The organism is Pseudomonas sp. Pso3 (assembly GCF_055393275.1).
In genome coordinates this window covers 4,556,835-4,583,455 of record NZ_AP043687.1, presented here as the reverse complement: position 1 = coordinate 4,583,455, position 26,621 = coordinate 4,556,835, and the positions used below count along the sequence as shown (strand labels likewise).

General features: G+C 67.2%; 25 protein-coding genes and 1 pseudogene. 11 read left to right on the top strand and 15 right to left on the bottom strand.

Features of this window, described 5'->3' with window-relative positions:
- Window positions 1-53 precede the first annotated feature (53 nt).
- The 4 genes and pseudogenes from ACZ5R1_RS21530 to ACZ5R1_RS21515 all read right to left on the bottom strand — a co-directional run bounded on the left by ACZ5R1_RS21530 (window position 54) and on the right by ACZ5R1_RS21515 (window position 5,467).
- Entirely contained in the window at window positions 54-1,112 is a 1,059-nt protein-coding gene (locus ACZ5R1_RS21530) for a haloacid dehalogenase-like hydrolase (protein WP_464712678.1), read from the bottom strand.
- A gap of 136 nt (window positions 1,113-1,248) precedes the next feature.
- On the bottom strand, window positions 1,249-2,529 hold the full coding sequence (gene tcuC, locus ACZ5R1_RS21525) for an MFS transporter (RefSeq protein WP_027597444.1): 1,281 nt from the start codon (window positions 2,527-2,529) through the stop codon (window positions 1,249-1,251).
- Between the two features lie 219 nt (window positions 2,530-2,748).
- Window positions 2,749-4,452: pseudogene (locus tag ACZ5R1_RS21520) on the bottom strand (OPT/YSL family transporter); the annotation flags it as partial.
- Window positions 4,453-4,552: 100 nt separating this feature from the next.
- Window positions 4,553-5,467, bottom strand: coding sequence for a LysR family transcriptional regulator (locus ACZ5R1_RS21515; RefSeq protein ID WP_044342273.1), 915 nt, complete (start codon window positions 5,465-5,467; stop codon window positions 4,553-4,555).
- 270 nt (window positions 5,468-5,737) lie between these two features.
- Between ACZ5R1_RS21515 and ACZ5R1_RS21510 the strand changes: the two genes are divergently transcribed.
- Both ACZ5R1_RS21510 and ACZ5R1_RS21505 read left to right on the top strand, forming a co-directional pair.
- Window positions 5,738-6,718, top strand: coding sequence for an aldo/keto reductase (locus ACZ5R1_RS21510; protein ID WP_027600672.1), 981 nt, complete (start codon window positions 5,738-5,740; stop codon window positions 6,716-6,718).
- A gap of 68 nt (window positions 6,719-6,786) precedes the next feature.
- The gene (locus tag ACZ5R1_RS21505) at window positions 6,787-6,939 is read left to right on the top strand and encodes a hypothetical protein (RefSeq protein ID WP_169742412.1); all 153 of its coding nucleotides are present in this window, start codon (window positions 6,787-6,789) and stop codon (window positions 6,937-6,939) included.
- 93 nt (window positions 6,940-7,032) lie between these two features.
- Here ACZ5R1_RS21505 and ACZ5R1_RS21500 read toward each other — a convergent pair whose 3' ends face one another.
- Genes ACZ5R1_RS21500 through ACZ5R1_RS21490 form a run of 3 tightly spaced genes read right to left on the bottom strand, consistent with a single transcriptional unit; the run spans window position 7,033 to window position 9,133 of the window.
- The gene (locus ACZ5R1_RS21500; RefSeq protein ID WP_042134577.1) at window positions 7,033-8,013 is read right to left on the bottom strand and encodes a DUF3618 domain-containing protein; all 981 of its coding nucleotides are present in this window, start codon (window positions 8,011-8,013) and stop codon (window positions 7,033-7,035) included.
- The gene (locus ACZ5R1_RS21495) at window positions 8,010-8,423 is read right to left on the bottom strand and encodes a phage holin family protein (protein WP_027597449.1); all 414 of its coding nucleotides are present in this window, start codon (window positions 8,421-8,423) and stop codon (window positions 8,010-8,012) included. Before ACZ5R1_RS21495 ends, ACZ5R1_RS21500 begins: the two co-directional genes overlap by 4 nt.
- On the bottom strand, window positions 8,420-9,133 hold the full coding sequence (locus ACZ5R1_RS21490; RefSeq protein ID WP_186354068.1) for a hypothetical protein: 714 nt from the start codon (window positions 9,131-9,133) through the stop codon (window positions 8,420-8,422). The genes ACZ5R1_RS21495 and ACZ5R1_RS21490 overlap by 4 nt, the downstream gene beginning before the upstream one ends.
- A 374-nt stretch (window positions 9,134-9,507) precedes the next feature.
- Between ACZ5R1_RS21490 and ACZ5R1_RS21485 the strand changes: the two genes are divergently transcribed.
- The gene (locus tag ACZ5R1_RS21485; protein WP_017639603.1) at window positions 9,508-10,038 is read left to right on the top strand and encodes a Dps family protein; all 531 of its coding nucleotides are present in this window, start codon (window positions 9,508-9,510) and stop codon (window positions 10,036-10,038) included.
- Here the strand turns inward: ACZ5R1_RS21485 and ACZ5R1_RS21480 are convergent.
- The gene (locus ACZ5R1_RS21480; protein ID WP_042134573.1) at window positions 10,020-11,273 is read right to left on the bottom strand and encodes a XylR family transcriptional regulator; all 1,254 of its coding nucleotides are present in this window, start codon (window positions 11,271-11,273) and stop codon (window positions 10,020-10,022) included. The genes ACZ5R1_RS21485 and ACZ5R1_RS21480 overlap by 19 nt on opposite strands.
- 185 nt (window positions 11,274-11,458) lie before the next feature.
- Here ACZ5R1_RS21480 and xylA point away from each other — a divergent pair, with 185 nt between their 5' ends.
- The 5 genes from xylA (at window position 11,459) to ACZ5R1_RS21455 (ending at window position 18,262) form a co-directional block, all read left to right on the top strand.
- Window positions 11,459-12,775, top strand: a complete 1,317-nt coding sequence (gene xylA, locus ACZ5R1_RS21475) for a xylose isomerase (RefSeq protein WP_027597452.1) — start codon at window positions 11,459-11,461, stop codon at window positions 12,773-12,775.
- 115 nt (window positions 12,776-12,890) lie between these two features.
- Window positions 12,891-13,892, top strand: a complete 1,002-nt coding sequence (xylF, locus tag ACZ5R1_RS21470; RefSeq protein WP_007159832.1) for a D-xylose ABC transporter substrate-binding protein — start codon at window positions 12,891-12,893, stop codon at window positions 13,890-13,892.
- A gap of 63 nt (window positions 13,893-13,955) precedes the next feature.
- Window positions 13,956-15,512, top strand: coding sequence for a D-xylose ABC transporter ATP-binding protein (gene xylG / locus ACZ5R1_RS21465; RefSeq protein WP_027597454.1), 1,557 nt, complete (start codon window positions 13,956-13,958; stop codon window positions 15,510-15,512).
- Window positions 15,512-16,648 (top strand): sugar ABC transporter permease, encoded by a 1,137-nt coding sequence (locus ACZ5R1_RS21460; RefSeq protein WP_007159830.1) that lies wholly within the window; start codon window positions 15,512-15,514, stop codon window positions 16,646-16,648. Before xylG ends, ACZ5R1_RS21460 begins: the two co-directional genes overlap by 1 nt.
- A 642-nt stretch (window positions 16,649-17,290) precedes the next feature.
- Entirely contained in the window at window positions 17,291-18,262 is a 972-nt protein-coding gene (locus ACZ5R1_RS21455) for an IS110 family RNA-guided transposase (protein ID WP_042138602.1), read from the top strand.
- Window positions 18,263-18,487: 225 nt separating this feature from the next.
- Here ACZ5R1_RS21455 and ACZ5R1_RS21450 read toward each other — a convergent pair whose 3' ends face one another.
- Window positions 18,488-18,772 (bottom strand): hypothetical protein, encoded by a 285-nt coding sequence (locus tag ACZ5R1_RS21450; RefSeq protein WP_464712677.1) that lies wholly within the window; start codon window positions 18,770-18,772, stop codon window positions 18,488-18,490.
- Window positions 18,773-19,061: 289 nt separating this feature from the next.
- On the opposite strand from ACZ5R1_RS21450, the gene ACZ5R1_RS21445 reads away from it, so the two are divergent.
- Together ACZ5R1_RS21445 and ACZ5R1_RS21440 are read left to right on the top strand one after the other, a co-directional pair.
- Window positions 19,062-20,381, top strand: a complete 1,320-nt coding sequence (locus ACZ5R1_RS21445; RefSeq protein ID WP_288470920.1) for a Na+/H+ antiporter family protein — start codon at window positions 19,062-19,064, stop codon at window positions 20,379-20,381.
- A gap of 70 nt (window positions 20,382-20,451) precedes the next feature.
- Complete coding sequence (locus ACZ5R1_RS21440) at window positions 20,452-21,393, top strand: GNAT family N-acetyltransferase (RefSeq protein WP_169854911.1); 942 nt, start codon at window positions 20,452-20,454, stop codon at window positions 21,391-21,393.
- On the opposite strand, the gene ACZ5R1_RS21435 is transcribed toward ACZ5R1_RS21440, so the two are convergent.
- The 5 genes from ACZ5R1_RS21435 to ACZ5R1_RS21415 all read right to left on the bottom strand — a co-directional run bounded on the left by ACZ5R1_RS21435 (window position 21,390) and on the right by ACZ5R1_RS21415 (window position 24,502).
- Window positions 21,390-21,620 (bottom strand): DUF2934 domain-containing protein, encoded by a 231-nt coding sequence (locus tag ACZ5R1_RS21435; RefSeq protein ID WP_027597458.1) that lies wholly within the window; start codon window positions 21,618-21,620, stop codon window positions 21,390-21,392. The two genes, ACZ5R1_RS21440 and ACZ5R1_RS21435, sit on opposite strands and share 4 nt — an antisense overlap.
- A gap of 175 nt (window positions 21,621-21,795) precedes the next feature.
- Window positions 21,796-22,623, bottom strand: a complete 828-nt coding sequence (locus ACZ5R1_RS21430) for an AraC family transcriptional regulator (protein WP_042134566.1) — start codon at window positions 22,621-22,623, stop codon at window positions 21,796-21,798.
- A 36-nt stretch (window positions 22,624-22,659) separates the two neighbouring features.
- Window positions 22,660-22,971: an AzlD domain-containing protein gene (locus tag ACZ5R1_RS21425; RefSeq protein ID WP_027597460.1), complete on the bottom strand. Its 312-nt coding sequence runs from the start codon at window positions 22,969-22,971 to the stop codon at window positions 22,660-22,662.
- Window positions 22,968-23,660, bottom strand: a complete 693-nt coding sequence (locus tag ACZ5R1_RS21420) for an AzlC family ABC transporter permease (protein ID WP_464712676.1) — start codon at window positions 23,658-23,660, stop codon at window positions 22,968-22,970. The genes ACZ5R1_RS21425 and ACZ5R1_RS21420 overlap by 4 nt, the downstream gene beginning before the upstream one ends.
- A gap of 83 nt (window positions 23,661-23,743) precedes the next feature.
- Window positions 23,744-24,502: a ParA family protein gene (locus ACZ5R1_RS21415; protein WP_027597461.1), complete on the bottom strand. Its 759-nt coding sequence runs from the start codon at window positions 24,500-24,502 to the stop codon at window positions 23,744-23,746.
- Between the two features lie 229 nt (window positions 24,503-24,731).
- Between ACZ5R1_RS21415 and ACZ5R1_RS21410 the strand changes: the two genes are divergently transcribed.
- Window positions 24,732-25,526 (top strand): OBAP family protein, encoded by a 795-nt coding sequence (locus ACZ5R1_RS21410; protein WP_464712675.1) that lies wholly within the window; start codon window positions 24,732-24,734, stop codon window positions 25,524-25,526.
- Window positions 25,527-25,535: 9 nt separating this feature from the next.
- On the opposite strand, the gene ACZ5R1_RS21405 is transcribed toward ACZ5R1_RS21410, so the two are convergent.
- The gene (locus ACZ5R1_RS21405) at window positions 25,536-26,600 is read right to left on the bottom strand and encodes a zinc ribbon domain-containing protein (protein WP_150340495.1); all 1,065 of its coding nucleotides are present in this window, start codon (window positions 26,598-26,600) and stop codon (window positions 25,536-25,538) included.
- Between the last annotated feature and the right edge of the window lie 21 nt (window positions 26,601-26,621).

Here is a 26,621-nt window from a genome sequence, read left to right as displayed (position 1 = left end):
CTCCAGGGCGGGCTGAGGGAGTCCCCAGTCTAGCCCGCCCGATCGCCGCGGGCCTACTGGATGTCTTCGGGCTTGACGATCACCCAGTGCTTGTCCGCATTCACCGCCACCCCGGCCTTGGCCTGGCCCTCGGCGTTGCTCTTCATCATCGCCTCGATCTGGGTGCGGTACTTGGACTTGCGGTCGATCCACAGGTGGATGCCGTTCTTGGCGGCGTCCACGCCCTGGAACAGCATGGGGCCGTCGCTGACCGGGGTGTCGCCGCCGACCAGGATGGGTTTCTTCCAAGGATCTATGTAGGTGAGGATGGCCGCGTACTTGCCGGCGAACCAGGTGGCCGGGGTCCAGAGGTAGGGCGTGACCTGCAGCTTCAGGTTGGCCTGGGGATCGTACTTGCCTTCGGCGATCTGCTTGCGGGCGGTGGTCAGGGCGCCGGTGGCCGGGTCCTTGAGCAGGGTGGTGACGCCAATGACGTTTTCCGGTTTCACGCCGTAGCCGTAGCGCGGATCGGACGCCACCATGCGCACCAGCTCCTCATGGGCGGCACTGATCACATAGACCTCGATGTCGTTCTCCATCAGCTTGTGATAGAGCTCCTGCTGGCCGGTGAAGGGCTTGGGCGGATTGATCTCCACCGTCTCCACCTTGTCGTCCTTGCCGTAGTAGGTGGCGGGGATCGGCTTGCCGTAGGCCATCAGCTCGTCGACGTAGCCCTTGAGTTGCTGCAGGGTGAAGCCGGAAAACACCTGGGCGACCCAGGGGTAGCAGACCAGGTCGTCGACCTCGCACAGCCGGTAGTAGTAGCTGTTGAGACTTTCCTTGTGGCCACCGACATCCTTGAAGGGAATCAGCTTGAGCGAAGGGTCGAGAGTGTCGCGGGTCAGCACGCCCTTCATCTCCAGGAAGGGCAGCAGGGCCTCTTCCAGGTCGTAGCGATAGCTGGTGTTGTCCATGTCGAACACCGCGTAGTTGCCCTGGTTGGCATTGGCGGCGATCAGGGCGTCGAGCTGGCGGGCGGCATCGGCCGGCCAGTGGGTCAGCTCGGTGGCGGCAGCGGTGAGGCTGAGCAGACCGCCGGCCAGGCCGGCGAGAAGGCGGGGAAGGGTGGACATCGGCGGACTCCGGCACGGCGACCGCGGTATGCGGTCATCTGGTCTAGACCATAACAAAAGGTCATGACAGTTCGATGCGCGGAGCGACCTGGGTGGACGCGAGAGCGGCAGGACCTGCCGCTCTGCGACAGGGCTGTCAGGCCGTGACGGTCTTGAAGCGCGGCTCGGTGTTGCCCTTGAACAGGGTCAGGGTCGCGACCAGGCCGAGGACGGCCGCTACGGTCAGCCACATGCCCGGGGCGGCCTTGTTGCCGGTCTCCTGGATCAGCCAGGTGCAGACCATCGGGGTGAAGCCGCCAAAGGTCGCGGTGGCCAGGCTGTAGGCCAGGGAGAAGCCGGTGGTGCGCACATGGGCCGGCATCACCTCGGTCAGGGCTACCACCATGCCACCGTTATAGGTGCCATAGAGGAAGGACAGCCACAGCTCGACCATCAGCAGGCGCGAGAAGCCCGGGGCGTGGGTCAGCCAGATCATCGCCGGGTAGGCGGTGAGGATGGCCAGTACGGTGGCGAAGATCAGCAACGGACGGCGGCCGATGCGATCGCTCAGGGCGCCCATTACCGGCAGCCAGATGAAGTTGGAAACACCCACGCAGGCGGTGACGATCAGGCTGTCCAGCGCGGTCAGGTTCAGCTCGTGCTTGCCGAAGGTCGGGGTGTAGGCGGTGATCAGGTAGAAGGAGGCGGTGGTCATGGAGACCATGGCTACGCCTGCCAGCACCACGCCGAAGTTCTGGCGGATGGAGGTCATGGTTTCGCCGAAGGTCGGGCGATGCTTGCGCGCCTCGAATTCCGGGCTCTCTTCCAGGGAACGACGGATGATGAACAGGAAGGGCACGATCAGGCAGCCGATCAGGAAGGGTATGCGCCAGCCCCATTCACCCATTTCGGCGGGCGACAGCCAGTGGTTGAGCAGCGCGCCCAGCACGCCGGCGAAGACCACCGCGACCTGCTGGCTGGCGGACTGCCAGGAAACGAAGAAGCCCTTGCGGCCGGGGGTGGCGATCTCCGACAGGTAGACGGACACGCCGCCCAGTTCGACACCGGCGGAGAAGCCCTGCAGCAGGCGGCCGAGCAGCACCAGCAGCGGTGCGGCGACACCCAGGGTGGCATAGCCCGGCACCACGGCGATCAGCAGGGTACCCAGGGCCATCAGCGCCAGGGTGACGATCAGGCCGTGGCGACGGCCGTGCTTGTCGATGTAGGCGCCGAGGAAGATCGCCCCCAGGGGGCGCATCAGGAAGCCGGCGCCGAAGGTGGCCAGCGACAGCATCAGGGAGGCGAGTTCGTTATCGCCGGGAAAGAACGTCTTGGCGATGGCCGTGGCATAGAAGCCATAGACCATGAAGTCGTACATTTCGAGGAAGTTTCCGCTGACTACGCGGAAGATGGATTTGGCTTTCGAGGTGGTGGCCATGACTGCTAGCTCGGATTGGGTTTGTTATGGAGACAGCTCGCGCAGGGCGCCCAGACCTCTCGCGGGTGGGTCGCGCTATTTGTAACCTTATGTGTTGCAAAAGCGCGCTGGCAAGCTGAATCGGACCAGAACCCCCGAATTTCATGGGTTTGAAAGGTTATTGAAAGCTTCGCGACATTACGTCTGGAAATTATTGTCCAGTTGACAAGATGTCGCAGCTCACGTCGAGAGCATTTGCCAGAAAGCCGCCCCCACCCCGGCCAGACTTTCCCCGGCGATGAGGCCGGCCGCGGCGGCCAGGGCGAAGCGTTCGGCCAGCCTCGGTGCCCGCCAGCGCACCAGGGCGGTGAGCAGTGCGCCCAGGGTCATCATCAGCGACACTGAGGCCGGCAGGATGAAGGCCAGGCCCAGGGCCGCCGAGCTGGGCAGCCAGTGCGCGCGGCGGGTCGGCAGCAAGGCTTCGGCCAGGCCCAGCAGCAAGCCGGCCAGGGCGCCCAGGACGATGCCCAGGCGCATGGCGCCATCGAGGGCGCCCAGGCCCTGGGTCAGGGTTTCCGCCACCGCCTTCCACTGGGCCACCGCCGGCGCCGGCCAGGCGGCGCTGAGCAGCAGTGCCTGGGGATCGGGAATCAGTAGCCGATAGGTAAGCACCCCGGTTACCGCACCGAGGGCGATGCCCAGGCACTGGGCGACCACCTGCTTGGCGGGGGTGGCGCCAATGGCCTGGCCGACCTTGAAGTCGTTCATCAGGTCGGTGCTCTGGCCCGCCGCCCCGCCCGCGGTATTGGCGCCCATGAGGTTGATGTTGACCTGCCCGGGGGCGGCCAGCCCAAAGGTCAGCTGCGACAGCTGGCCGATGGCGCCGATGGGGGGAATGCCGGTGGCGCCGACCACCCGCGCGGCCATGGCGGCGAGAAACAGCGCCAGGGGCAGGGCCAGCAGGGCCAGCCAGGGATCTATGCCGAACAGCCGCACCTGCAGCACCACCACCAGCAGAGCCGCCGCCAGCAGCAGCGCCAGCGGCCAGGCGCGCGGCCGCTGCCAGCCCTGGCGACGGCGTTCGGCGCGGGGCAGGGTGATCAGCCGTACGGCCAGCGCAGCCAGGGTGGCGCTGACCATCAGACTCACCCCGGACCAGAGCAGCCATTGCACCAGGAAGGCGTATTGCGGACCGCTGGCCTCCGCCGGCAGCGCGGCGACACCACTGGCCAGCAGCCAGGGCGCGACACCGCCCCAGGCCAGCAGGGTGCCGAGCAGCAGTGACAACCCGACCCTCAGGCCGATGATGCCGCCAAAGCCGAGCAGCAGCAGCGAGGGATCGAAGCTGAAGGTCAGGCGTTCCAGGGCTGGCTAGGGCGCGACTCGCGGCAGCGTCCAGGCGAAGGTGTCCACCAGCTTGACCGCCGCCGACAGCGTCAGGGCGCCCAGCAGCACCCGCAGGCGGGCCAGGGCTTCGGCGCCACTGGCATAGACCTGGCGCAGGGCTTCCAGGGTGGCCAGGCCCTCGGGGAATTTCAGGCTGGCATCGGCCAGCAGCAGGGGCCGGAGGTACCAGGCCACCCAGATGCCGAGAAAGCTCACCGCGAACACCCAGCCCATCAGCGGCAGAGTCGGCAATTCCTGGCCGGTCAGCAGCGTGTAGGCCGGGATGGGCGCGACCAGGCCGCCGGAGACGATGCTGGCCGCCGCCGAGGCCACGGTCTGATTGATGTTGCTCTCGTGCAGCGTCCAGCCCGGTTGCTGCAGGCGGCGCCCCAGGCGGTGCCAGAGACCGTAGCTCACCAGCAGGGCGATGATCGACATGTTGAACGACCAGCCGATCTTGAGGCCGGCATAGACATTGGCCGGGGTCAGCAGGATGCCCAGCAGCGCCCCGGTGAGCAGCGCCCGGGGGCTGAGTTCGCGCTCCACGGGCAGCGGCAGGTCGGATGCGGCGGCGTTGGCTGCGGGCAAGAGGGCCTCCTCGGTCAGGCGATCATGGCGTGGTCAGGGGACCCCCGGGCGCGGCGGTTGGTTCGCGCCCTCAGGGGTGGCGTCCGGTCCAGGTCTGGCGCAGGGCCTCGATCAACTGGCGCAGGCCGGGTGGCGGCTGGCGCCGACTCGGGTAGTAGATGCACAGCGGCGCGCCGGGCGAGGCCCAGTCCGGCAACACCTGCTCCAGGCGACCGTCGCGCAGTTCGTCGGCCACCCGCCATTCCAGGCAATAGGCCAGGGCCAGGCCGTCGAGGGCGGCCTGGATCGAGGTCTCGGTCTCGTTGACCGTGAGCGGACCTGGCACGTCGATCGTCCGGGTGCTGGCGCCACTGCCCAGCTCCCAGCGATAGAGGGCGCCGCTGCCCAGCCGCAGGCGTACGCACCGGTGGTCGGCAAGCTCCTCCGGCTGCTGCGGCCGGCCGTGGCGCGCCAGGTAGGCGGGGGCGCCCACCACGATCCAGCGCAATTCGTCGGTCAGCGGCAGGGCGACCATATCCTGGGGCACGGTATCGCCATAGCGGATGCCGGCATCGAGGCCGTCGGCGACGATGTCCACCGGGCGATCCTCGACGCTGATGTCCAGTTGCAACTGCGGATAGGCCGCCAGCAGCCGGGGCAGGGTCGGGGTCACCAGCAGCCGCGCCGCATCCCGCGGCACGCTCAGGCGCAGGCGGCCGACCGGGGCGTCGCGGTGCTGGTCCAGTTCGCCCAGCGCCTCGCCAATCAAGGCAAAGCCCTGTTCGAGTTTTTCCGCCAGCGCCGCGCCGGCCAGGGTCGGTACCACCGAGCGACTGGTGCGATTGAGCAGCTTGACCCCCAGGCGCGTCTCCAGCTGGCGCAGGGCGTGGCTCAGCGCCGAGGTGGTGACGCCCAGTTCGATGGCGGCCTGGCGAAAGCTGCGCCGCCGGACCAGGGCGACGAAGACGTTGAGATCGGCCAGTTCGCCGCGGTTGAGGGTCGGCATGTACAGTCCTCGCGCGATAAGAGCCTGTCCAAAGTCTGCTGCGCGTCGGCCAAACGGCGTTGAAAATGCCCTGGAAGGCCAGCCCCGTCGGAATGCTCATTTACCATTCGTAAACTCCGCTTCCTCAGGCATTTTCGCCTTGTTTGTCTCTAGCTCGCGAGCCTTTGAACAGGCTCTAAAGGTCAAGCGTTCGTTGAGCCCTATTCAACGCCTTTTGAATTAGCCTCACAAGGCTAACCCTTCCGACTGGCGTCTTCGCCTGGAGATCCTATGAGTGAAACCCTGCGTATCCCGGGTATCGATACCCCCGTTTCCCGCATCGGCCTCGGTACCTGGGCCATCGGTGGCTGGATGTGGGGCGGTACCGACGAAGCCCGTTCCATCGAGACCATCCGCGGCGCCGTGCATGGCGGCATCAACCTGATCGATACCGCGCCGGTGTACGGCTTCGGTCGGTCCGAGGAGATCGTCGGCAAGGCCCTGGAAGGCATCCGCGACCAGGCGGTGATCGCCACCAAGGTAGCCCTGGAGTGGCCCAACGAAGAGGTGCGCCGCAACGCCAGCGCGGCCCGCATTCGCCAGGAGGTGGAGGATTCCCTGCGGCGCCTGCGCACCGATCGCATCGATCTCTATCAGGTGCACTGGCCCGATCCCCAGGTGGCCCACGAAGAAACCGCGGGTGAGTTGGAGCGCCTGCGGCAGGAGGGCAAGATCCTCGCCATCGGCGTGAGCAACTATTCGCCCGAGCAACTGGAGGCCTTCCGCCAGTTCGCCAATCTGTCCACCGTGCAGCCGCCCTACAACCTCTTCGAGCGCGCCATCGAGGCCGATGTGCTGCCCTATGCCCAGCGTCACGGTCTGGTGGTGCTCGCCTATGGCGCGCTCTGCCGCGGCCTGCTGTCCGGACGTATGCATGCGCAGACGCAATTCGACGGCGATGACCTGCGCCAGGGCGATCCCAAGTTCCAGGCGCCGCGCTTCGCCCAGTACCTGGCCGCGGTGGAGGCCCTGACCGCCTTTGCCCGCGAGCGCCATGGCAAGTCGGTGCTGGCCCTGGCGGTGCGCTGGATCCTCGACCAGGGGCCGACCATCGCCCTCTGGGGCGCGCGCAAGCCCGAGCAGTTGCAGGGCCTGGACGAGGCCTTCGGCTGGCGGCTGTCCGCCGAGGACCTGGCGGCCATCGACGCCATCCTCGCCGAACACGTCAAGGATCCGGTGGGGCCGGAGTTCATGGCGCCGCCCTTGCGTTGATCGGCGCGGCCGGGGCACCCTGGCCCCGCCGCGTTGCCTAAGCTACTCAGCCACAAGAGGTGAGGATCATGGCCAAGCGCGACGATCTCGATCACAAGCCGGAAAACGCCGGCAAGGTCGGCGAGACCCACAAGGAACTCAACCAGGGCGGTGAAGAACAGCGCCCGCAGGACAGCAAGCGACCCGAGCAGCCCAAGGAGAATCCGGATCCGGGTTACTGATAGGGGCACGGAAAACGAAGGCGCCCGGGTGCAGACCCGGGCGCCTTCGTTTTTCAGGCCGAGGTCAGCGGCTGACCCCGGCCATCCTGCCGGTCAGAAGCTGCGTGGCGGGGTGGCCATGCCGCTCTCGTCGCCGACCGCGCCCGGGGTATTGCCGTTGGCCGCGGTACGGCCGACATTCATGCCCGCGGTCGCCTGGGTGGCGCCGAGGGTGCTGCCGGTACCTGCCCTCGGCGAGCCCGCCATGGACTCGACCCCGGCGTCGGGATCGTTGCCCAGATTTTTCGGCGCAGGAGTGCCCGCGTCCGCCGGCTGGCTGCGGTGGTCCTGGCTGGCCTGGCGCGCCTCTTTCGCCATGTCCTGGCCTGCCGCCTTGACCTGCTCGTAGCCACTGCTGGCGGCCTGCTTGGCCTTGGCAGTCAGCTTGTCACTGTGCCTGCCCAGGGCGCGGTCCTCGGTCTCGGTGCGTGGCAGGGCAGCGCCCAGCAGGGCGCCGAGGGCGATGCCCAGCGCACCCACCACCAGCGGCTGTTCACGCAGCAGGGTATCGAAGGTGCCCTTGAGCTGTTGCGCCTGGTCCGTCAGGGTGTCCTTGGCCTGCACCGCAGTATCGCTCAGCCGCTCCCCGGTCTGGGAGGCCTTGGCCGAAACGCTCTCGCCCAGGCCGGTCACCTTGTCGCGCACATCGTGACTGCCACGGTTCAGGGAGTCGCGGGTATGGTCGGCGCTGTTGGCGACCGAGTCCAGCGCACCGGACAGCTTGTCCTTGAGCGGAGTGCCCGTGGTGGCCGGAGCCGGCGTGCGATTCTGTCCCAGCGCCAGCCACAGCAGGCCCACCGAAGTCAGCACCGCCGGCACCGGATTGGCCTTGAGGGTATTGCCCAGGTTGTGGGCGAATTCGCCGCTGTGGCCCTTGGTGTAGGACAGTGCCTGATCGAACAGCTGGCCGGGCGACAGGCGGCTTTCCAGGGCGCCCACCAGGTCTTCGATACGCTCGCGCTTCTGGTCGATCTCGCGCTCGAGCTCGTCGGGATTCTTGCGGGATTCCTGATCGATCTGATCGGTGATGCTCATTGTGCGGCCCTCCGTACGGCGTCCTTGTCCTTCTGCAGGCTGTTGACGGTGCGATCAGGGGTGAAGTGGGACGGCTCGAACTGCTTCTTGCCCGACTGCACCATGATGAAACCGATCACCATGACCACGGCACCCACCAGCAGGGCGGCGGCCCAGGGCGTGAGGTACTGGGAGAGGAAATAGACGACGCCCATGAGCAGCACGATGAAGCCGGCCAGCAGTACGATGGCGCCTGCGGCGACGCCGGCCACGCCGGCCTTGGTGGTGCGCAGGGATTCGCCCAGTTCGGCCTTGGCCAGAGCCAGTTCCTTGGTGAACAGCGCCGGCACTTCCTGGACCAGCTGCTTGACCAGGCCGACGACCGAGGTGTCGCCCTCGGTGGGGCGCGGAGTGGGGTTGTCGTTGATCATGGTTGCTTGCCTCCGCTCAGGGTGGGTCGATCCAGCTGGCTGGATGAGGTGCCGGTGTTCAGGTTGCTGTCGCTGCGGGCCGGGTTGATCGCCGCGCCACCGATGGGATCGCCACCACGGGTGGTGGTCGGGGTATGGAGGTCGGGACCTTTGGGAATGTTGTTGGTGTGGATGACGTCGGCACCCGCCGCCGGCTCCACCAATTCGTTTTCCGCCGCGACCGAGGGGGTGGTCAGCGAGGGCACCGCATCCGCGCCGCCGACGCGCGCGCTGCTGCCGGTATCCGGCTGGCTGGAGGCCTTGAGAAAGCGCGACAGGCCAAAGCCGATGGCGATGCTGCCGGTCAGGAACAGCGCCGGGTTGTCGCGGGCCAGGGTGCCGGCCTGGTGCAGCAGCTGCTCGGCGTTCTTGCCGCGCAAATCCTCGGCCAGACCGGTCAGGCTCCGGGCCATGTCGCTGACATAGTGCGCCAGGCCCAGGGTGTCCTTGTCTTCCAGTTCGTCGGCCGCCGCCTGGGCGCTCTGGGCAATGGCACCCAGCTGGTCGGCCGCGGTGTCGCGGTAGTGCTCGAAGTGCGCGGCACCTTCCTGCTTGGCGTCTTGCACCGTGTCCTTGGCGACCTCTTTCAGGTCATGCAGATGGGCCTCTGCCGTAGAACCGTCCTTGGTCTGCGAGGGTTGTCCCTGGGCGGGATTGAGGGGCGTCGTCATACGCTGTTACCTGTGTGCAGAACCTTGTCGTGGCCGGCAGAGAGCTCTCGGCGACCGTTCGTGTGCCTTGCCTTTTAGGTGACCGGGCGGAACGAGCAGGGGTTCTTACGCGGCGTCGGTTTGCTGGCAAAGCTGACAAACGGTTTTACCTACACATCTAGCTACAAGCGCAGCGGCCGTGGCGAAAGAGGGCCTCTGGGACGGGCAATGAAACGCAGTCGCAACATAGGCAACCATTCGTCATGCCCATGGTGGCGATATGCAAATTCGATGAACGATTTTTCGTCCGGTGCGGTCGATTTCTGCAGACGTTGATGTTCGCGCCAATGCAAGCGAACCCCTTTTCCTCTTCACGTCCTGACAGGAGATCTCTCATGGCCGTTGCCAATGCCAAGCAAGAACTCAAGACCGTTTCCAGCGTCAAGCAGAAGGCCCATCAGGGCGAAGACGCCACCCTGCAGAACCAGCAGGCCGTCGGCGAAGCCCTGGCCGTGCTGCTCTCCGATGTCTTCGCGCTGTACATCAAGACCAAGAACTACCACTGGCACATGAAGGGCTCGCACTTCCGCGACTACCACTTGCTGCTGGAAGAGCAAGCCACCCAGCTGTATGGCATCACCGACCTGATCGCCGAGCGTGCGCGCAAGATCGGCCAGCCGACCGTGCGCTCCCTGGAGCAGATGGTGCAACTCAAGCGCCTGGCCAGCAGCGATGCCACCGATCTGTCGGCGGATCAGATGCTGACCGAGCTGCATGACGACAACCAGTCGCTGGCGGCCTACATGCGCACCACCCACACCCTGACCGACGACGCCAACGACGTCTCCACCACCAGCCTGTTGGAAGAGTGGATCGACCAGGCCGAAGAGCGTGCCTGGTTCCTGGGTCAGACCGTCGGCAAATAAGCCGCGGTAGCGACCTGAAAGCCCGTCTCCGGACGGGCTTTTTCATGGGCGTTCGCCAGGGGTCTGGGATTCGACTGGTACTGCCGCGGGGTGCAGCCGAACTCCCGGCGAAACACCGCGTGCAGATACTGCGCCGAGGTGAAGCCGCAGCGCCGGGCGACCTCGGCCAGGCTCGGCGCCTCTTCCTGCAGTGCCACGGCCGCGGCGGCCAGCTTGAAGCCGAGGATCTCGTCGTGGACGCTGCGCCCCAGCTCGCGGCGAAAGGACGTCTCCAGCGCCGAACGGGAGATGCCGACATAGCTGGCCACCTGCTCGGTCTTGATGCCCTGGCAGGCGTACTGGCGGATGAAGTGCAGGGCGCGCATCACCTGGGGATGGCGCACCGGCTGGTGACGACTGGAAGCCTGGACGTTGATCCCCTCCGGCGGAATCAGCACCCGTGGCGCCCCCAGTTCGACGCCGTGCAGCCGCTGGTGCAGCAGGCGCGCCGCCTCGCGGCCGATGGCCTCGGTACCCTGGATCACCGAGGTCAGGGGCACCCGGGTCAGGGTGCGCGCCAGGGGATCGTTGTCGATGCCCACCAGCGCCACCTGTTCCGGCACCGGGATGCCGGCGGTGAGGCAGGCCTGCAGGAGTTGCCGCGCCCGGGCGTCGGTGACGGCGAGGATGCCCACCGGCTTGGGCAGGGCCTCCAGCCAGGCGATCAGCTGTTCCACCGCCGTGTCCCACAGCGGTGCGCTGGTCTCCAGGCCGCGATAGATCTCCACCGGCAGGCCGTCGCGGCGGAGCAGGGCGGCAAAGGCCGCCTCGCGCTCGCCGGCCCAGCGATTGGTGTCGGCGGCGGGCAGGCTGAAGCAGGCGAAGCGGGTCAGCCCGGATTCGATCAGGTGGTCGTAGGCCAGGCGTACCAGGGCGGCGTTGTCGGTGGCCACGTAGGGGATGCCGGGCGGGTAGTCGTCAGGGGCCGCGTAGGAGCCGCCGACGGCCACTACCGGCAGCGCGCTGTGAGCCAGGGCGGCGCTCACCGCCGGGTCGTCGAAGTCGGCGATGATGCCGTCGCCCTGCCAGCGCTCGATGCCCTTGAGCCGGCAGAGGAAGTCTTCTTCGAGGAACAGATCCCAGCGCGCCCGGGTACCGCTCAGATAGTTGCCGATGCCGGCGAGGATGCCTCTGTCGTAGATCTTGCTGCCGTTGAACAGCAGGGCGACGCGGTGGACGGGCGGCTGGCTGGGCATGGCGGCGTTTCCGGCAGGAGGCGCGGGCGGGGCTCCAGACTACGACCGGCGCGTGCGCGCCTCAAGCGGCAAAATCGCACCTGGCTCTGGTGATTTTCACAATAGGCAGCCCGGGCAGCGGCGCTACCATCGACGCAAACCGGTACGCCGTATCGGGTGCGACAGATAAGAACAAGGACAACGCCATGGCTTATTTCCCCAATGTCGAAAAGGTCCGCTACGCCGGCCCCGACAGCGATTCCCCGCTTGCCTTCCGCCACTACGAAGCCGACCGCCTGGTCATGGGCAAGCCCATGCGCGAGCACCTGCGCATGGCCGTCTGCTACTGGCATACCTTCGTCTGGCCGGGTAGCGATGTCTTTGGTCAGGGCACCTTCCAGCGGCCCTGGCAGGCAGCCGGTTCGCCCCTGGAGCAGGCCCGCGCCAAGGCCGCCGCCGCCTTCGAATTCTTCAGCAAGCTGGGCGTGGACTACTACTGCTTCCACGACACCGACGTCGCCCCGGAAGGCGCCAGCTTCGCCGAGTACCGCGAGAACTTCGCCCGTCTGGTGGACGAGCTGGAGCGCCACCAGAGCGACACCGGCCTCAAGCTCCTGTGGGGCACCGCCAACTGCTTCAGCCACCCGCGCTATGCCGCCGGCGCCGCCAGCAATCCCGATCCGGAAGTCTTCGCCTGCGCCGCCACCCAGGTCTGCACGGCGATGAACGCCACTCACCGCCTGGGCGGCGAGAACTATGTGCTGTGGGGCGGCCGCGAAGGCTACGAGACCCTGCTCAACACCGACCTTGCGCGCGAGCGCGAGCAACTCGGCCGCTTCATGCAGATGGTGGTGGAGCACAAGCACCGCATCGGCTTCCAGGGCGATCTGCTGATCGAGCCCAAGCCCCAGGAACCGACCAAGCACCAGTACGACTATGACGTGGCCACCGTCTTCGGCTTCCTGCAGCAATTCGGGCTGGAGAAGGAGATCAAGGTCAACATCGAGGCCAACCACGCGACCCTGGCCGGGCACAGCTTCCAGCACGAGATCGCCAGCGCCGTGGCCCTCGGCGTATTCGGCAGCATCGACGCCAACCGCGGCGATCCGCAAAACGGCTGGGACACCGACCAGTTCCCCAACAGCGTCGAGGAAATGACCCTGGCGATCTACGAGATCCTCAAGGGCGGCGGCTTCACCCGCGGCGGCTTCAACTTCGACGCCAAGGTGCGCCGCCAGAGCCTGGACGACGTCGACCTGTTCCACGGCCACGTGGCGGCCATGGACACCCTGGCGCTGTCGCTGGAACGCGCCGCGGCGCTGTTGCAGGACGACCCCCTGGGCAAGTTCAAGGCCGAGCGCTATGCCGGCTGGGATCAGTCCCTCGGTCAGCGCATCCTCGGGGGCCAGCTGAGTCTGGAGCAATTGGCCGAGCACACCTTCAGCCAGGGCCTGGCGCCCCAGCCGGTGAGTGGTCGCCAGGAGCTGCTCGAAGGCGTGGTCAACCGTTACCTGTATCGCTAGCGACCGCGAGCGGGTCGGCAGAAAAGCCTGGCTGACCCGCTTGTGCAAGCGCGCTGAATCGTTACACTCAAATCCGTTCTCTCGCTCCACAACAACAATAACCAAGGACGCCACCATGACTTTCAAGACGACCCTGCTCGCCGGTCTGCTCGCCCTGTGCACCACCGGTTTCGCCCAGGCCGACGCCCAGCATCCCAAGATCGGTTTCTCCATCGACGACCTGCGCCTGGAGCGCTGGGCCCGTGACCGCGACTACTTCGTCGCCGCCGCCGAGCAACTCGGCGCCAAGGTCTATGTGCAATCCGCCGACGCCAACGAGCAGCGCCAGCTGTCGCAGATCGAGAACCTGATCTCCCGCGGCGTGGACGCCATCGTCATCGTGCCCTTCAACGCCACGGTGCTGAACAACGTGGTGGCCGAGGCCAAGAAGGCCGGGGTCAAGGTGATCTCCTATGACCGCCTGATCCTCAACGCCGACATCGACGCCTACATCTCCTTCGATAACGAGAAGGTCGGCGAGATGCAGGCCGGCGGCGTGCTCAAGGCCCAGCCCAAGGGCAACTTCTTCCTGCTCGGCGGCGCACCCACCGACAACAACGCCAAGATCCTCCGCCAGGGCCAGATGAAGGTCCTGCAGCCGGCCATCGACAAGGGCGACGTCAAGATCGTCGGCCAGCAGTGGGTGAAGGAGTGGAACCCGACGGAGGCCCTGGCCATCGTCGAGAACGCCCTGACCGCCAACGACAACAAGATCGACGGCATCGTCGCCTCCAACGACGCCACCGCCGGCGGCGCCATCCAGGCCCTGGCCGCGCAGAAGCTGGCCGGCAAGGTCGCCGTGTCCGGTCAGGACGCCGACCTCGCCGCCATCAAGCGGGTGATCGCCGGCACCCAGACCATGACCGTCTACAAGCCGCTCAAGCTGATCGCCTCCGAGGCGGCCAAGCTGTCGGTGCAACTGGTGCGCAACGAGAAGCCGGGCTTCAACTCCAGCTACGACAACGGCACCAAGAAGGTCGACACCCTGCTGCTCACCCCCACCGAGCTGACCAAGGCCAACGTCGACCTGCTGGTCAAGGACGGCTTCTACACCCAGGCCCAGATCGACGGCAAATAACCACTGGCCACCGGCTGGCCGTCTGACGCCTGGCGTCGGGCGGCCCCTGGGCAAGGAGCGGCCATGGCCGACTATCTGCTGGAAATGCACGGCATCGCCAAGAGCTTTGGCGGGGTGCGGGCGCTGGATGGCATCGATCTCAAGGTGCGTCCGGGCGAATGCGTAGGGCTGTGCGGCGAGAACGGCGCCGGCAAGTCCACCCTGATGAAGGTCCTCTCGGCGGTCTATCCCCACGGCACCTGGGAAGGCGAGATCCGCTGGGACGGGCGACCCCTGGAAGCCCAGTCCATCGCCGAATCCGAGGCGGCCGGCATCGTCATCATCCACCAGGAACTGACCCTGGTGCCCGATCTTTCCGTGGCCGAGAACATCTTCATGGGCCACGAACCGCGCCGCTTCGGCGGGCGGCTGGACTATCCGACCATGCTGCAGCGCTCGGCCGAGCTGATGCGCCGGCTCAAGGTGCCGGACATGAACGTGGCCCTGCCGGTGTCCCAGTACGGCGGCGGCCTGCAGCAACTGGTGGAAATCGCCAAGGCGCTGAACAAGAACGCCCGGCTGCTGATCCTCGACGAACCGACCTCGGCGCTCACCACCTCCGAGATCGCCGTGCTGCTGGACATCATCCGCGACCTCAAGGCGCAGGGCGTCGCCTGCGTCTACATCTCGCACAAGCTCGACGAGGTGGCGGCCATCTGCGACACCATCACGGTGATCCGCGACGGCAAGCACATCGCCACCACGCCCATGGCCGAGATGGACATCGACCGCATCATCACCCAGATGGTCGGCCGCGCCATGACCAACCTCTACCCGCAGATCCCCCATGAGATCGGCGAGGTGATCTTCGAGGCGCGTCACTTCACCTGCCTGGACGTCGACAATCCCCAGCGCAAGCGCGTCGACGACGTCTCCTTCGCCGTGCGCGCCGGCGAGATCCTCGGCATCGCCGGGCTGGTGGGCGCCGGACGCACCGAGCTGGTCTCGGCCATCTTCGGCGCCTACGACGGCCGCTACGAAGGCGAGGTCTGGCTCAATGGCCAGCGCATCGACACCCGCACCCCGCTGAAATCCATTCGCGCCGGCCTCTGCCTGGTACCGGAGGATCGCAAGCGCCAGGGCATCATTCCCGACCTGGGCGTGGGCTCGAACATCACCCTCACGGTGCTGGACCGATTCGCCCACCTGAGTCGCATCGACAGCGAGGCGGAACTGTCCTGCATCGACACCGAGATCGCCCGGCTGCAACTCAAGACCAGCAGTCCCTTCCTGCCCATCACCGGCCTCTCCGGCGGCAACCAGCAGAAGGCGGTGCTCTCCAAGATGCTGCTGGCGCGGCCCAAGGTGTTGATCCTCGACGAGCCCACCCGCGGCGTCGACGTTGGCGCCAAGTTCGAGATCTACCGACTGATCGGCCTGCTCGCCGCGGAGGGCGTGGCCATCGTCATGGTTTCCTCGGAGCTGGCCGAGGTCCTCGGCGTCTCCGACCGGGTGCTGGTGCTCGGCGAAGGCCGGCTGCGCGGCGATTTCCCCAATGAGAATCTGACCCAGGAGCGGGTACTGGCCGCGGCCCTGGGCACCACCGAACGGGCGGTCGCCCAAGCCCGGGAGCACTTCTGATGCACGCCGTGAAACAGCTGTTCACCCGTTACAAGATGCTCGCCCTGCTGATCGCCGTGGCCCTGATCTGGCTGTTCTTCAGCTGGCAGACCGAAGGCGGCTTCGTCACCCCGCGCAACCTCTCCAACCTGCTGCGGCAGATGTCCATCACCGGCATCCTCGCCTGCGGCATGGTGCTGGTGATCATCGCCGGCGAGATCGACCTCTCGGTGGGTTCGCAACTCGGCCTGCTCGGCGGGGTGGCGGCGATACTCGACGTCACCTACCACGTGCCCCTGCCGATCACCCTGCTGGCGGTGGCCGCCGGTGGCCTGCTGATCGGCCTGATCAACGGCTACCTGAGTGCCTATCGCGGGATACCGTCCTTTATCGTCGGTCTTGGCGGCATGCTGGCCTTTCGCGGCGTGCTGCTCGGTCTTACCGGCGGCGTCACCGTCGCCCCGGTGTCGCCGGAACTGGTCTACCTCGGCCAGGGCTATCTGCCGCCGGCTGTGGGCAGCGCCCTGGGCGTGCTGCTGTTCGCCGTGGCCGTGGTGCTCACCTGGCGCCAGCGCAGCAAGCGCAAGACCCTCGGCCTGACCCTCGCGCCGCTGTGGCGCGACGTGCTGCGGGTGGTGGTGATCGGCGTGGTGCTGGCGGCCTTCATCCAGACCCTCAACCGCTATGACGGCATCCCGGTGCCGGTGCTGATCCTGCTGGTGCTGCTCGGGGTGTTCAGCTACATCACCAGCCAGACGGTATTCGGCCGGCGCATCTATGCGGTGGGCAGCAACCTGGAAGCCACGCGGCTGTCGGGCATCAACGTCCAGGCGATCAAGCTCGGCATCTTCGGCCTCATGGGCGTGATGTGCGCCCTGGCCGGTCTGGTCAACACCGCCCGCCTGGCCGCCGGCTCGCCGTCGGCTGGCACCATGGGCGAACTGGACGCCATCGCCGCCTGCTTCATCGGCGGTACCTCGATGCGCGGCGGCTCGGGCACCGTCTACGGCGCCCTGCTCGGCGCCCTGGTGATCGCCAGCCTGGACAACGGCATGTCCATGCTCGACGTGGACAGCTACTGGCAGATGATCGTCAAGGGCGGCATCCTGGTCCTGGCCGTCTGGGTCGACGTCAGCACCCGCACCAGCCGGCGCTGAGCGGGATGACCAGGCGTGGATGAGGCTGCGCCGTCATCCACCCTACGGCAAAGCCCCCATCTCACTCCAAACGCCCCCCTCTCCCTCAGGGAGAGGGCCGGGGTGAGGGCGCAACCAACACCCACCCTCTCCGGCAAGCCCCGTACGTAGCGTGGAAAACCGCAAAGCGTTTTCCACTGGCTGAACTCGGGATCCGAGGTGGATGAGGCCGCGCCGTCATCCACCCTACGGCAAAGCTCCCTCTCACTCCCTCTCACTCCGTATCGCCCCCTCTCCCTCAGGGAGAGGGCTGGGGTGAGGGCGCAACCAACGCCCACTCTTTCTGGCAAGCTCCCCAGGTAGCGTGGAAAACCGCAAAGCGTTTTCCACTGGCTGACTCGGGATCCGAGGTGGATGAGGCTGCGCCGTCATCCACCCTTGTATCTCGACTACAGCCTCCTCAGGAGGTCATAGTCCCCGACTGATCATCGGGGGAGGATGGCAAGCCGCGTCCACCCTTAAGCCTTTGAGCTTGCAGCGTAGATAGGCTGCCTCCTCCACACTCATCCCCAAGTCCGAACGGTATCTGGAGCCTCAAGAGCTCGTATTACGCAAGGTTGGACGGGATGACGTGATCGTGACGCATCTGAAGGAGGAGACATCATGGCCGTAGTAGTAGGCGTTGATATCGCCAAGCGCAGCTTCGACCTGGCCGTCCTGCAGTCCAACGGCAAGTACCGGACAAAGGGCAAGCTGAGCAACGATCAGGCAGGCTTCGCGGTCTTTGCTGACTGGCTGCAACAGCATGCCGAGCCAGGCGCTTGGATCGTGATGGAAGCCACGGGCATCTATCACGAATCGCTCGCCGGGCACTTCCATGCGTTGGGCTACCGAATCGCGGTGCTCAATCCAGCACAGATCGCCCGTTATGCGCAAAGCCAGTTGCAGCGCAGCAAAACGGACAAACTCGACGCCAAGCTGATTGCCACCTATGGCCAGCGGCATGAAGATAGTTTGCGAGCCTGGCACCCGGAACCTGTTTCCATCCGCACGCTTCGCGCGCTGACCCGGCGCCTGGAGGATCTCCAATCGCTACGGCAGATGGAGCTCAATCGGCTCGAGATCAGTCCGGAAAAAGTCCAGGACTCGATCCGGGCAGTCTTGCAACGGCTCGATGAGCAGATCGCCTGGACGCTCGAACAGATCAAACGCCATATCGACGACGATCCGGACTTACGTGGTAAGCGCGACCTGCTGGTGAGTATCGATGGCATCGCTGACAAGACCGCCGCCCTGATCCTGGCGGAGCTCGGCGATATCGACCGCTTCGCCGATGCCCGCGCCGTTACCGCCTTTGCCGGCTTGAACCCGCGCCTGCAGGAGTCCGGCCTCGCGCGCGGCCATACCTGCATCTCGCGCATGGGATCAGTCCGCTTACGAAGTGCGCTATACCTACCTGCTGTCGTGGCGCTGACCTATAACCCGGCTATCAAGGCGCAAGCCGAGCGCCTGAAAGCCAGGGGCAAGAAAGGTAAACAAACCGTCTGCGCCGCCATGCGTAAGCTGCTGACCATCGCCTATGGCGTGCTCAAATCGGGCAAGCCTTTCGACCCTGCTTTAGCCATTGCACACTGAAGGGCGAAGACGGTATCTACGGCAAAGCTCCCTCTCACTCCGTATCGCCCCCTCTCCCTCAAGGAGAGGGCCGGGGTGAGGGCGCAGCCAACACCCACCCTCACCGGCGAGCTCCGTACGTAGCGTGGAAAACCGCAAAGCGTTTTCCACTGGCTGACTCGGGATCCGAGGTGGATGAGGCCGCGCCGTCATCCACCCTACGACAAAGCCCCCACCTCACCCCGCTCAACTCTCGAACCGCTGCACCCGCGGACCGCGCTGGCGCAGGTCGGCGAGGCTTTCCGGGCTCAGGGTGCCGATCGCCCGATCGAGGTCGCGCTGCAGGTCCTTGATCACGGTGGCCAGGGTGGCGGTGCATTCCAGGCTGCATAGGGGAATGGCCTTGGTGACCGTGACCGCGCAGGCGGTGTCGGTGACGGTGAACAGCAGGGTGCGATCGGCGCGACGGGGGACCGCCAGGCAGGAGTGCGGACTGAAGGCGGTGATCAGCATGTCGATGGCGTCTTGCATGGGCAGTTCGTCCTTGGCGTGACCGTGAAAGCGTCCGCGTCAGACGCCTTCCGTCCATGAAAGGTTCATTCCAGAGCGCCTGCATTAAGGTGGGGTCATGCCAAGGCGTACGGCACGTCGGCTCGCCCAGCTGCAAGCGACTCGCGCCAGGCGCCGCCAGGGCTTTTCCACCCGCCCGCGGCAGCGGCCATGGTGGATAAGCCGTACGCCCCGCCATCCATCCCCGGCCTTTGACGCCCGCGCCGGGCTGCGGCAGAGTGCGCGCCCCTTTGGTGGTGCGGAGTCGGCGATGAATGCGGTGGTGGTGGCGGTAGGACTGATGCTGGTCCTGAGTCTGGCGCGGGTGCACGTGGTGGTGGCGATGATCGCCGGCGCCGTGGCCGGTGGTCTGATCGGCGGCCTCGGGCTGGAAGGCACCCTGCTGGCCTTCAACGCCGGCCTGGGCAATGGCGCCAAGGTGGCGCTCTCCTATGCGCTGCTGGGCGCCTTCGCCGTGGCCATCAGCCAGTCGGGGCTGGCGCACATGCTGGCCGATCGCGCCCTGGCGCTGATGGAACGCCAGGCGGCCCAGGGCGGACGCTCGCTGCGCTGGGCGCTGCTCGGCCTGCTGCTGGCGGTGTCCATCGCCTCGCAGAACATCCTGCCCATCCACATCGCCTTCATCCCGCTGCTGGTGCCGCCGCTGCTCTATGTGCTGACGCGCCTGGAGCTGGATCGCCGGCGGCTGTCCTGCGTCATGACCTTCGGGCTGATCGCCCCCTACATGTTCCTGCCGGTGGGCTTCGGCAGTCTCTATCTGCACGACATCCTCCTGGCCAGCGTGTCCCGTGCCGGGGTGGACGTCAGCGGCGTGGACCCCAGTCGCGCCATGCTGCTGCCGGCCCTGGGCATGGTGGTCGGCCTGCTGCTCGCGGTCTTCGTCAGCTATCGCCGGCCGCGACAGTACGATCTCAACCTGGTGGCGCGCACCGAGCGGGCCGACCGTCCCTACAATGGCCGCACCCTGCTGGTGGCGCTGATCGCGGTGATCGCCGCCTTTGGCGTGCAGCTCTGGCTGGACTCCATGATCCTCGGTGCCCTGGTCGGCTTCGTGGTCTTTACCGCCACCGGCGTGGTGCGCTGGCGCGAGGCGGACGACCTGTTCAGCGAGGGGGCGAAGATGATGGCGGTGATCGGCTTCATCATGCTCACCGCCGGCGGCTTCGCCGAGGTACTGACCGCCACCGGCCAGATCAAGGACCTGGCCGCCACCGCCGCCGGCCTGATCGGCGACAACCGCGCCCTGGGCGCGCTGCTGCTCCTGCTGCTGGGCATGCTGGTGACCCTGGGCATCGGCTCATCCTTTTCCAGCGTGCCCATCCTCGCCGCCATCCTGGGGCCGCTGTGCCTGCACCTGGGCTTTTCGCCGCTGGCCATCGTCTGCCTGATCGGCACCGCCGGCGCCCTCGGCGACTCGGGTTCGCCGGCTTCGGATTCCACCCTGGGCCCCACTTCCGGCCTCAACGTGGACGGCCAGCACAGCCATATCTGGGACACCGTGGTGCCGTCCTTCCTGCACTTCAGCCTGCCGATGCTGCTGTTCGGCTGGGCCGCGGTGCTGCTGCTGTAACCGGCGATTGCCGCCCGGGCGCAAAGCCCCGGCCGGGCGGGTCCAAGGCCTACAGCCAAGGAGTCGCCCCATGTCCACCCCCGCCTTCAGTGTCGAACCCCTGACCGCCGCCGACCTGCCGGCCACCACCGAGGTGGTGCGCCTGGCCTTCGCCACCTGGATGGGCGCCGCCGAACCGGGCGAATTCTGGAACGACCGCGACTATGTGCGCAGTCGCTTCGCCGCGCCCCACACCGCCTGGTTCAAGGCCCTCGACGGCGCGCGGCTGGTCGGCGCCATCTGCGTCACCCGCTGGGGGCGCCACGGCATCCTCGGCCCGCTGGCGGTGCATCCGGACTACTGGGACGCCAAGGTGGCCAAGGCGCTGATGGGCGCCGCGGTCGCGCAGCTCGATGCCTGGCAGCTGGTCCATGCCGGACTCTTCACCTTTCCCGACAGTCCGCGTCACCTGGGGCTCTACCAGGGCTTCGGCTTCTGGCCGCAGACCCTGACCGCGGTGATGGCGCGGCCGGTGCAGGCGCAGGCCGCGCCGCCGGCGCTGCGCTTTTCCCTAGCGACCGAACCCGACCGGCTGCTGGCGGCCTGTGCCGACGTGGGGCGGGCCAATGCGCCGGGGCTGGATGTCTCCGCCGAGATGGCCGCGGTGCGCGCGCAGGGGCTCGGCGAGAGTCTGCTGCTGCAGGATGCGCAGGGCCGGGCGGAGGGCTTCGCCGTCTGCCACTTCGGGCCCCACAGCGAGGCGGGTACCGGGGTCTGCTATGTGAAGTGCGCGGCGGTGCTGCCCGGCGCGGGCGCGGAGGCGCGCTTCGCCCGGCTGATCGCCGCCTGCGACGGCCTGGCCCGGGACCACGGTCAGCAGCGACTGCTGGCCGGCGTCAATACCGCTCGCCGGGGCGCCTACCAATGGCTGCTGGCTCAAGGCTTTCGCAGCGAGATCCTGGGCATCACCCTGCACCGGGGCGAAGCCCATTACGATCACCCCGAGGTCTGGCTGCTGGACGACTGGCGCTAGGCCTTGGTGCTGTCTTCAGGGGTCTTCTTGCGCGAGCGGCTGCGCGGCTTGGGTGCCGGCGGGGCGACGCTGCTCTGGATGCCGCCGACCTGGGTCAGGTTGTCGTCGGGTTGGTCTTCCAGTTCGCGATTGGCCTGGAACCAGTGCTCGAAATCCTGGCCATGGGGACGCCCTTCGCGTTCCCAGATTTCATAGGCGCGCTGGCGGATGCGTTCTTCGAGGGTCATACCGGTAACTCCAAAGGGGCAGGGGAGAGCGGCCGGCAGCGCCGGCGCTCTTCCTGACTAGGCCCGAGGCGACCGGAAAAAGTTTCTCCGAGGCTTGCGGTGAGTCAGGCGCCGTTGCCGCTTGCCGGGCTCTGGCAGGCCGCTTTTGCGGCCAGGACCGTTCGTCGGGCCCTGGCTAGCCCTGCCAGGCGCGGCGATAGGCGCCTGGCGCCACGCCGTAGGCCTGCTTGAACTGGCGAGTGAGATGGCTCTGGTCGGCAAAGCCCAGCTGCAGGGCTACCTCCAGGGGCGCCCAGCCGGCGCGCAGCAGGCCCTGGGCGCGGGTCAGGCGCTGCTGCTTGAGCCAGGCGTGGGGCGGCAGGCCCGTCGCGCGGCGGAACACCCGCAGGAAATGAAAGGGCGACAGCCCTACCGCCTGGGCCAGTTCTTCGAGGCTGGGCGGTTGCTGCAACTGCTGGCCGAGCAATTCACGGGCGCGCTGCACCGCCAGGGGTTCGCGGCCCGGTTCCGCCAGGGCGCCCAGGCGGGCATGGCGGCCGAACAGCAGGAGCAGCGCCTCGCGCCAGGCGGTCTGCTGCTCCAGGGCCTCGGCGCCGCCATCGGCCAGCCGATGCAGCTGGCTGAAGGTCGCGCTCACCTGAGGGTCGTGCAGCACGCTGGTGGCGAAGGCCGGGGTGGCGTCCAGCGGGCGTCCCAGCTCGGCGAACACGGGGCCCAGCTGCACCAGCGTCGGATAGAAGCCGCGGTACTGCCAGCCTTCCTCGACCGCCGTGGCCCCGGTGTGCAACTCGTCCGGATTGATCAGCACCATGCTGCCGGCCGCGGCCAGGTGCTCGGCGCCGCGGTGGCGAAAGCGCTGGGCGCCGCGCTCGATCACGGTGAACACATAGCCTTCGTGCACATGGGGCGCAAAGCGCTGGCGGCGATAGCGGGCATGCAGCAGCTCGACGCCGCCCAGGCCGCGGGCCGGCCAGAGGCGGGCGTTTTCTTGTTGTCCGTTCATGGCTCTCTCGTGGCCCCGACGGGTTCCACCTTCGGGCTAGAGGAGCCAGCGTAGCAGGTAGAACACGCCCATGCTGAGGATCACCGTGGTCAGCACCCGTCGCGTCCAGAGCATCAGCCCCACCGCGGTCAGGGCCGCCAGCGGGTAGGGATCGACCAGGGTCGCGGCAAGCGACGTTTCGCCGGAGAACAGGATGGGGCCGCAGATGGCGGTGAGCATCCCGGGCACGGCGAATTCCAGGAAGGTGCGCAGGTTGCGGCCCAGGCGCAGCGGCAGGCGCGGTTCGAGAAAGAGATAGCGATTGCAGAAGACCAGGGCGGCCATGCCGAGCACGGTGGCGAGGATCATGGCAGGCGCTCCCGCAGGCGGCGGACCAGAAAGCCCACGCTCATCCCCGCCAGGCCGCCCAGCACCAGGGCGCCCTGCCAGTGCAGGTGATGCAGCCACACCGACACCAGCAGCGCGGTGAGCACGCAGGCCACGGTGGCCAGGTCGCGCACCAGGGGCACCACCAGGGCGATGAAGGTGGCGGCGATGGAGAAGTCCAGGCCCAGGGCACCCAGGTTGGGCAGCACCCGCCCCAGCAGCAGCCCGGTCAGGGTGAAGAGATTCCACAGCAGATAGAAACTCAGGCCCATGCCCAGGGCGCGCCAGCGGTCGAAGCTGGCTGGTTGCTCGGCATGGTTCAGGGCGAAGAATTCGTCGGTGAGCAGGAAACCGAAGCCCAGCCGCCAGGGCAGTGGCTGGGGCGCCAGGACGCGTCTCAGGTGCAGGCCATAGAGCAGGTGCTGGGAGGTCAGCAGCAGGGTGGTCAGCAGGATGGCGGCGAGGCCCGCGCCGGCCTTGAGCATGCCCAGGGCCACCAGTTGCGCCGCCCCGGCGAACACCAGCAGGGAAAAGGCCTGGCCTTCCAGCACGCTGAGTCCGGTCTCGATGGCCAGGGCGCCGACCAGGATGCCCCAGGGCGCGCAGGCCAGCGACAGCGGCATGATCTGCCAGGCGCCCTGGAGGAAGGCGCGGCGGCGGGAAGCGGTCATCGGCAGGGCTCCGGAGGGCAGGGGATGCCCAGGGTGCCGCGCCGCGTCGCCGCCGTCTTGAACGTTCTTGCGCTGGGGCGCCTTCAGCCTTCCAGCAGGGCGAACAGTTCCAGGTACTGCCGGGTCAGCTTGTGGCCCGGGTCCAGGTGGATCAGCGGGCGATGCTGCTGGTGGGATTCGCGCATCTTCACCGAAGACATCAGCGGCGCCGCCAGCACCGGCAGGTCGCGCGCCTGGAGTTCCTCGATCAGCTGCCGCGGGGTGCTGGCCTGGGCGTGGTACTGGTTGATGACGATGCCCTCGACGGCGAGCTTTTCGTTGTAGTCCTCGCGGATCTCCTCCAGCTCCTCGATCAGGTCGTAGAGCGCCTGCTGGGCGAAGACATCGCAGTCGAAAGGGATCAGGCAGCGATCGGCGGCGATCAGCGCCGAGATGCTGTAGAAGTTCAGCGCCGGCGGGGTGTCCAGGTAGATGCGGTCATAGTCTTCGCCGAGCTTGTCGAGGTACTTGGCGAGCTTCTGGATCTTGTACTTGGATTCGAGCTTGAACTGCAGCTCGGTCAGCTCGCCCGAGGCGGCGATCAGATCCAGATTCGGCCAGGCGGTGGCGTGGATGTTGGCCTGGGCCTTCTTGCCGCCGCTCAGGGTCTGCTTGAAGAAATCGGCGATGCCATGGGGCAGGTCGTCGCCCACCTCGCCGGTGAGGTACTGGCTGGAGTTGGCCTGGGGATCGAGGTCCACCAGCAGGGTGCGATAGCCCTCGTGGGCGCTGATGGCCGCCAGGTTGCAGGCGATGCTGGACTTGCCGACACCGCCCTTCTTGTTGAAGACCACGCGGCGCAGGGCATGACCGGAGGGAGAGCTGTGTGCGTTCATTGAGTCGTCCCGACAGTGAGAGGAGCCTGGGTGCAAAGGTGTGGCTGTGGCGTTTCGCTTATACCGAAAGGCCAGGCGCGGACGATGACGAATTTATGGCCGTTGCATGACATTCGTATGACGAGCCTAGCGCAGCGGTGGAACCTAGGCGTCCGCCCGGGCTTCGAACTCGGCAAGCTCCCGTCGAGAATGCGCCATGACCCTCCGTCGACTCCCCGCCTTGCTGCTGCTCGCCTGCGCTCCACTGGCCCAGGCCGCCAACGACACCCAATCGCCGGTCCCGGTGCCGGGTGCCCCAGCCCAGACCGATACCCGGATGCTCGAAGCCGGGGCCGATGTCCTGCAGCGCAAGCCGCCCATCGCCGCCCTCAACACCTACCTGGACGGCTTCCACTTCTACAACGGCCATCCCCACAGCCAGATGGAGGCCCATCACTATTGCAGCGTCCTGGGCGAAGAGATGTTCCAGTGCGTGATCTACGACGGCAATGTCGCCGATGCCAAGCTGATGGGCGTTGAGTACATCATCAGCGAACGGCTGTTCAAGACCCTGCCCGAGGCCGAGAAGGCGCTCTGGCACAGCCATGTGCACGAGGTGAAGTCGGGCCAGCTGGTCGCGCCCGGCGTACCTCAGGTCGCCGAGCACCGGCTGATGGACAAGCTGGTGCACACCTACGGCAAGACCTGGCATACCTGGCATACCGATCAGGACCTGGAGCTGCCCCTGGGCGTGCCCCAGCTGATGATGGGCTTCACCGCCGACGGCCAGCTCGATCCCAAGCTGCTCGCCGAGCGTGATCGCCGCCTGGGTATCTCGTCCAGCGAGACCAGGGCCGCCCGTGCCGATCTGCCGACCCCCGCGGTCGCCCCCGGCGCCAATGCCTGGCAGCAGGGCCAGGTCATCCAGCTGCAGGACCCCACCGGCCAGTTGCACAAGCACGACGGCGAGCACACCGAAAAGGGCGTCAACACCAGTTCGAACAAGCCCTGAGGCCTGCCATCAAGGCGCGCCCGCCAGACTTCGCTCGGACCCACGCGCCGCCGTGCCACAGGCGTGGCAGAAATGCGCGAAGGCGCTCTTGCGCGTCTGGCAGGCGCCGCAGTGGTCGTGCAGGCCGATGCCGCAATGGGGGCAGAAGTCGATCCCCGGGTCCTTGAGGTCCACCGGTCGCTCGCAGCCCGGGCAGACGCCCTTGGCCAGGCGCGCCAGGGCGGTATCGTAATGCAGCTCTTCGCGTCGGACGGTGTCCGGCTGGGCTTCCTTGAGCGCCAGGCGGGCGCGATAGTCCTGCAGGGCGCGGATGGCGTAGCGCCCGCCCAGGACCGTCAGCAGGATGCCCACCAGATAGCGCACATAGCCGCCATAGCTGGGCAGATAGGGCACCAGCTCGACGAAGAAGGCGAACAGCGCGAAGAAGATGAAGCCCCAGACGAAAGGCCACCAGGTGCTCTTGCGCTGGCGGACAAATAGCCAGGCGGCGACCGCCAGCAGGGGGAGCGTCAGCGCCAGGCGATAGAGGAAGACCCGCAGTTCGGCCTGCTGGCGGGCGTCGAGCCAGGCCTGCTGGGCTGCGTCGCTCAGCTCGGCCAGGCTGCGCGCGGCGGCGGCCGCGTGCTGCTCGGCATCCAGCAACGCCTGTTCCTGACGTTCGACCTCCTGCTCGGCGGCGCGCTCGCCGGCCTTGAGCGCGTCCAGGGCGCGGCTGCGGGCGATCAGCTCGGCGTCCTGCTCGGGGCGCTGGGTGGTCTGGCGGGTCGCCAGCCAGTTGTCGAAGGTCTCGCGATTGGCCGTGTAGCTGCGCGCCGCCGCGGCCTGCTGCAGCTGGGCCTGGTCGAGGGCGTCCTGGGCCGCGCGCCGGGCCTGGTTCGCCTGGCGCTGGTCCGCCCGCGCCGCGGCGGTGGCCGCCGGATCCATGAAGTCTTCCAGACCCTGCTGGCGCTCCACCTGGGGCAGATCGCCGACCAGGGTGCCGCCCAGGCCGATGAGAAAGCCGGCGAACACCAGCGCCAGCAGCCAGAGGCCGCGATTGAACCACTTTTCCGAGAGTCGCAGCGATTTGCCCATGGGTCCCTCCAGGTCGAAAGA

Bases quoted from the DNA above. Each gene is read 5' to 3' on its own strand.
- ACZ5R1_RS21505 (WP_169742412.1), top strand. From the start codon at position 6,787: ATGGCCAAGCGCGACGATCTCGATCACAAGCCGGAAAACGCCGGCAAG.
- ACZ5R1_RS21425 (WP_027597460.1), bottom strand. From the start codon at position 22,971: ATGATCCTCGCCACCGTGCTCGGCATGGCCGCCCTGGTCTTCTGCAAT.
- ACZ5R1_RS21410 (WP_464712675.1), top strand. From the start codon at position 24,732: ATGACCCTCCGTCGACTCCCCGCCTTGCTGCTGCTCGCCTGCGCTCCA.
- ACZ5R1_RS21500 (WP_042134577.1), bottom strand. From the start codon at position 8,013: ATGAGCATCACCGATCAGATCGATCAGGAATCCCGCAAGAATCCCGAC.
- ACZ5R1_RS21440 (WP_169854911.1), top strand. From the start codon at position 20,452: ATGTCCACCCCCGCCTTCAGTGTCGAACCCCTGACCGCCGCCGACCTG.
- ACZ5R1_RS21495 (WP_027597449.1), bottom strand. From the start codon at position 8,423: ATGATCAACGACAACCCCACTCCGCGCCCCACCGAGGGCGACACCTCG.
- ACZ5R1_RS21455 (WP_042138602.1), top strand. From the start codon at position 17,291: ATGGCCGTAGTAGTAGGCGTTGATATCGCCAAGCGCAGCTTCGACCTG.
- xylG (WP_027597454.1), top strand. From the start codon at position 13,956: ATGGCCGACTATCTGCTGGAAATGCACGGCATCGCCAAGAGCTTTGGC.
- ACZ5R1_RS21430 (WP_042134566.1), bottom strand. From the start codon at position 22,623: ATGAACGGACAACAAGAAAACGCCCGCCTCTGGCCGGCCCGCGGCCTG.
- xylF (WP_007159832.1), top strand. From the start codon at position 12,891: ATGACTTTCAAGACGACCCTGCTCGCCGGTCTGCTCGCCCTGTGCACC.
- ACZ5R1_RS21530 (WP_464712678.1), bottom strand. From the start codon at position 1,112: ATGTCCACCCTTCCCCGCCTTCTCGCCGGCCTGGCCGGCGGTCTGCTC.
- ACZ5R1_RS21450 (WP_464712677.1), bottom strand. From the start codon at position 18,772: ATGCAAGACGCCATCGACATGCTGATCACCGCCTTCAGTCCGCACTCC.
- ACZ5R1_RS21480 (WP_042134573.1), bottom strand. From the start codon at position 11,273: ATGCCCAGCCAGCCGCCCGTCCACCGCGTCGCCCTGCTGTTCAACGGC.
- ACZ5R1_RS21435 (WP_027597458.1), bottom strand. From the start codon at position 21,620: ATGACCCTCGAAGAACGCATCCGCCAGCGCGCCTATGAAATCTGGGAA.
- ACZ5R1_RS21460 (WP_007159830.1), top strand. From the start codon at position 15,512: ATGCACGCCGTGAAACAGCTGTTCACCCGTTACAAGATGCTCGCCCTG.
- xylA (WP_027597452.1), top strand. From the start codon at position 11,459: ATGGCTTATTTCCCCAATGTCGAAAAGGTCCGCTACGCCGGCCCCGAC.
- ACZ5R1_RS21405 (WP_150340495.1), bottom strand. From the start codon at position 26,600: ATGGGCAAATCGCTGCGACTCTCGGAAAAGTGGTTCAATCGCGGCCTC.
- ACZ5R1_RS21445 (WP_288470920.1), top strand. From the start codon at position 19,062: ATGAATGCGGTGGTGGTGGCGGTAGGACTGATGCTGGTCCTGAGTCTG.
- ACZ5R1_RS21515 (WP_044342273.1), bottom strand. From the start codon at position 5,467: ATGCCGACCCTCAACCGCGGCGAACTGGCCGATCTCAACGTCTTCGTC.
- ACZ5R1_RS21485 (WP_017639603.1), top strand. From the start codon at position 9,508: ATGGCCGTTGCCAATGCCAAGCAAGAACTCAAGACCGTTTCCAGCGTC.
- tcuC (WP_027597444.1), bottom strand. From the start codon at position 2,529: ATGGCCACCACCTCGAAAGCCAAATCCATCTTCCGCGTAGTCAGCGGA.
- ACZ5R1_RS21490 (WP_186354068.1), bottom strand. From the start codon at position 9,133: ATGACGACGCCCCTCAATCCCGCCCAGGGACAACCCTCGCAGACCAAG.
- ACZ5R1_RS21420 (WP_464712676.1), bottom strand. From the start codon at position 23,660: ATGACCGCTTCCCGCCGCCGCGCCTTCCTCCAGGGCGCCTGGCAGATC.
- ACZ5R1_RS21510 (WP_027600672.1), top strand. From the start codon at position 5,738: ATGAGTGAAACCCTGCGTATCCCGGGTATCGATACCCCCGTTTCCCGC.